The sequence below is a fragment of the Bacillus cereus group sp. N11 genome (assembly GCF_016483605.1).
Lineage (GTDB): Bacteria > Bacillota > Bacilli > Bacillales > Bacillaceae_G > Bacillus_A > Bacillus_A toyonensis.
The window spans coordinates 1-2,526 of sequence record NZ_JAEHBN010000041.1; the positions used below are offsets into that span (position 1 = coordinate 1).

A 2,526-nucleotide genomic window follows, 5' to 3' on the forward strand; every position below is an offset into this window, starting at 1 on the left:
TTCTTATACAGTATTATAATCTAAAAATATTTGTATTTTGTTATATATTTTAATAGTTTTTTATATATGATTTTATTATAAATTCAATTTTGATATTAAATAGTAAATGATTAAACAATATCTATTTACTAATAAATTATAAAAAAATATAAGTATAAGTAAATAGAGAAGAATATAAGATTCTTACAGAAAGAAAATGAATTATCATTTGTATAATTGGTAGAAGTAAAATAAAATATTAAGTATAAGTAATGAAGAGAACTATATTCATAATCTTCAATAGGAGAGGTTAATTCTAAATATGGATAATAACAATACAAAAGATAATTTATCTATTATAAACAATCGAAGCGAGTATATAGATACATATGTAGAGAATATAAATGATATCTTTCCATTTCTGCATAACCATGTTTATGTAGATAAGGTGGAAGAGAAGATGGAGGTTGCAGAGAAAGAGGGGAAGAGTAAATATACGTATTTAAGTGACCTAGAAGTCATTTATCATTTCGTACATTTACAAAAAGATATGGATGAGAAGAAAAATAGAAAAGAAGATACGAAAAAGAGTTATGTTTCTGAAATCTTATCATTTTGTCAGTGCATGGTGCAGCATGCAGAAGAATTTGAATTAGATGGGGAAGAGGTACAGAAAAAGGATTCTTTATTAAAAACATTACAACCTTGGCATATTCGCAAATATAATGCTTGGTTGAAGCAGGTAGAGAACGGTAGGAATGGGGATACGTATGCGGTCGCAACACTTGCAAAAAAATCTGTATTGATTCGTTCTTTTTTTAAACACCTTCATGTATTTGCTTATATTGAAAGACCTCTTCATGAAGAACTGCAGCGCGCAAATGTAAATGAACAGGATCGGCCGAATCGGGACCTATCCTATGAGGAAGTTATGAAAATTTTAGGGTTTTATAAAGAAAAAGGCCATTTAGTAAACTATACAATTTTACTAGCTCTGGCAAGTACCGGTGTAAGAATTCAAGAATTATGTACAACAAGGGTTAAAGACTTACATTATGACGGAAAGCACTGGTTAAAAGTTATAGGTAAAGGAAGTAAAGTACGTGAACTTTTCATTTCTGAACATTTATATGAGTGTATTTGTGAAATGAGAAGAAGAAGAGGGTTCCAAACTGTATTGGACCGAGGAGATGAAAGTCCTTTATTTGTAAATCAAAGAGGGAACTTTTATAATTCAAAAACGTTATCGAACCAGGTAACAGATATGATAAAAAAGACCAATTTAGAGTTTCTGCATTATCGTGAAAATCCTGTAACGGCGCATACATTCCGTCATGCTTTTGCAATCATGGCAGTTGAACAAGGAAATGCGGATTTATATCATTTAATGCAAACGCTTGGGCATGAAAATATTCAAACAACAAAAATCTATTTAGAGAAGCATATGAAGCGAAAGAATAATGTAGGTACTTCATTTGCGGATATGTTGCAATAAAAATTAGTATTCTATTACTGGCCGAAGAAGAGGCTGTTAAGTAGACATCATACTTATTAGGGAAATTTACCTTGGTATTTGATATACTTACCCCAAGGAATGGTAGTTATGAAAACCGCGAAACGAGTTATCCACGGAAGGGGTAAGAAATTAACACTTGTTATATTATTAATCATAAAGTAGGTGATTTCCGATAATGGTTTTTGAAAATGTTAGTACGATAGGGGCACTTGCTTTTCTATTTCTAATGATTTATCTTGCAACAGATCCTAAAGACGTAAGCTTGCTAACAATCCCAGTTTATTTTGGTGGAATGTGGATCACTAACTGGATTACTGAAAATGGATTTCAGGGTACATATATTTATCATTTTAGCCAAGAAGACTCCTTCCTCAAGGAACGCGAAGTGAGTAGGTGGGAGATGAATTGGCTTCGAACAAGAGATGGCTGGAAGCCATCTTAATTGTTCCACATACATAAACTGTTACTTCGCTATCTATAGAATGTATGTTTGTTGTATGATAGATACATGCCGAAATGGAGGTGAAAGGAATGATGATTAATAAAGCATATAAATTTCGTATCTATCCAAATCAAGCACAAGCGACCCTAATTAATAAAACAATTGGCTGTTCTCGTTTTGTATTCAATCATTTCCTATCTCTATGGGATAACGCATACAAAGAGACGGGGAAAGGTTTGACATATGGTACATGCTCTGCCAAACTTCCTGCCATGAAGAAAGAGTTTGTCTGGCTCAAAGAAGTGGATAGTATTGCGATTCAGTCGTCTGTTCGCAACCTTGCGGATGCGTATACACGTTTTTTCAAAAAACAAACTAGTGCCCCACGTTTCAAATCTAAGAAAAACAACGTACAATCTTACACCACAAAACAAACAAATGAAAACATTTCCATTGTAGGAAAAAAGATAAAGTTGCCGAAACTAGGTCTTGTTCGATTTGCCAAGAGTCGCGAAGTAAAGGGACGTATTTTAAATGCTACAGTTAGACGGAATCTTTCTGGCAGATACTTTGTGTCCTTGTTAGGTGA

Annotated in this window: 3 protein-coding genes; all 3 read left to right on the top strand. The window is 33.0% G+C overall.

What is annotated here, in order from left to right; all coding sequences use genetic code 11:
• Window positions 1-301: 301 nt before the first annotated feature.
• A complete protein-coding gene (locus JDS98_RS29515) occupies window positions 302-1,474 on the top strand; it encodes a tyrosine-type recombinase/integrase (protein ID WP_199634626.1) in 1,173 nt (390 codons plus the stop codon).
• Between the two features lie 196 nt (window positions 1,475-1,670).
• Window positions 1,671-1,937, top strand: coding sequence for a hypothetical protein (locus JDS98_RS29520; protein WP_199634628.1), 267 nt, complete (start codon window positions 1,671-1,673; stop codon window positions 1,935-1,937).
• An 89-nt stretch (window positions 1,938-2,026) separates the two neighbouring features.
• Window positions 2,027-2,526 (top strand): RNA-guided endonuclease TnpB family protein (locus tag JDS98_RS29525; RefSeq protein ID WP_199634627.1); only part of this gene is annotated, 500 nt, incomplete at its 3' end.

Bases quoted from the DNA above. Each gene is read 5' to 3' on its own strand.
- JDS98_RS29515 (WP_199634626.1), top strand. From the start codon at position 302: ATGGATAATAACAATACAAAAGATAATTTATCTATTATAAACAATCGA.
- JDS98_RS29520 (WP_199634628.1), top strand. From the start codon at position 1,671: ATGGTTTTTGAAAATGTTAGTACGATAGGGGCACTTGCTTTTCTATTT.